Here is a 1319-nt window from a genome sequence, read left to right on the forward strand (position 1 = left end):
GAGACTGCTCGCTAAACTGTGTCACAGGTGAATAAAGGGAATAAAAACTCTAACTTTCACTACTATGACCAACGAGTTTGATTTTGAAGCCTTCAAACAGGCTGCTATTCAAGGCCTTTATGAAGGCAAACCACTGACCGGCGAAAATGGCCTATTCGCTCCATTACTCAAACACTTTTTAGAGTCCGCTTTGGAGGGCGAAATGGATGGCCATCTCACCCAAACCCGGCTCACCGAGCAGAATCGGCGAAATGGAAAGACGACTAAGCAAGTCAAAAGCAGTGCCGGTCCTTTGGAGTTGCAGACGCCCCGCGACCGCACAGGCAGCTACCAGCCCCAGATCGTACCCAAACGACAGGTTGTACTCACGCCCCAACTTGAACAAAAGGTCCTCTCTCTCTATAGCGTCGGCAACAGCTATGCTGATATTAGCCAACATCTATCGGAGATGTATGGCTATTCGCTGTCAGACAGCGAGTTAACGGCTATTACCGACAAAGTCATTCCGGCTATGAGAGAATGGCAAAACCGGCCCTTAGAAAGTCTATACACGCTGGTGTGGTTGGATGGCATCTACTACAAAGTGCGTCAGGATGGTAAAGTAGTTACGCGCGTTCTCTACAGTGTGATTGGGCTGAGCTTATCAGGCAAAAAGCAGGTATTAGGCATCTACACGGCTGAGAGTGAATCAGCAAAGTTCTGGTTGACGGTGCTCACTGATCTCAAACAACGGGGCGTTGAAGACTTGCTCATTACGTGTGTCGATGGTCTGAAAGGGTTTGATACAGCCATTGCCAGCGTTTTTCCGGCCACCACCGTTCAGCTCTGCATTGTCCATCAACTCCGAAATAGTTTTCGGTTCGTACCTGATAAATTATTGAAAGAACTGGCCAGCGATCTGAAGACAGTTTATCAAGCCCCAAACCGAGAACAGGGCTTGGAGAACTTGTTGGTCGTACAGGAAAAATGGGGGTTAGCTTACCCCAAAGCCGTACAGCCCTGGTTGGAGAAATGGGAATTATTGTCGCCATTTTTCGACTATCCAGCCGCCATACGTAAGGTGATGTATACGACCAATACGGTCGAAGGCTATCACCGGCAGTTACGCAAAGTCACCAAGACGAAGGGGGCTTTTTCTTCCGATATTGCGTTGCAAAAGTTGATTTATTTGACGATCCAGAACTTGCAGATCAAGTGGGAGACTACTACCTACAATTGGAAAGAAGTGATTAATCAGTTCAGCATTATCTTTGAAGAGCGGATTAACTCCCATCGCTTCGAATAAAATCCTGTTGACACAGTTCAGCGAGCACTCCCAA

Annotated in this window: 1 protein-coding gene; it reads left to right on the forward strand. The window is 47.6% G+C overall.

Translation table 11 applies throughout. The features are described from left to right. Positions 1 to 64 precede the first annotated feature (64 nt). Positions 65 to 1285 carry an IS256 family transposase gene (locus ACYVF1_RS32180; protein WP_461086821.1) on the forward strand — a complete coding sequence of 407 codons (1221 nt, stop codon included), beginning with the start codon at positions 65 to 67 and terminating at the stop codon, positions 1283 to 1285. Positions 1286 to 1319: the final 34 nt, after the last annotated feature.

It is taken from the genome of Spirosoma flavus, assembly GCF_054778555.1.

Bases quoted from the DNA above. Each gene is read 5' to 3' on its own strand.
- ACYVF1_RS32180 (WP_461086821.1), top strand. From the start codon at position 65: ATGACCAACGAGTTTGATTTTGAAGCCTTCAAACAGGCTGCTATTCAA.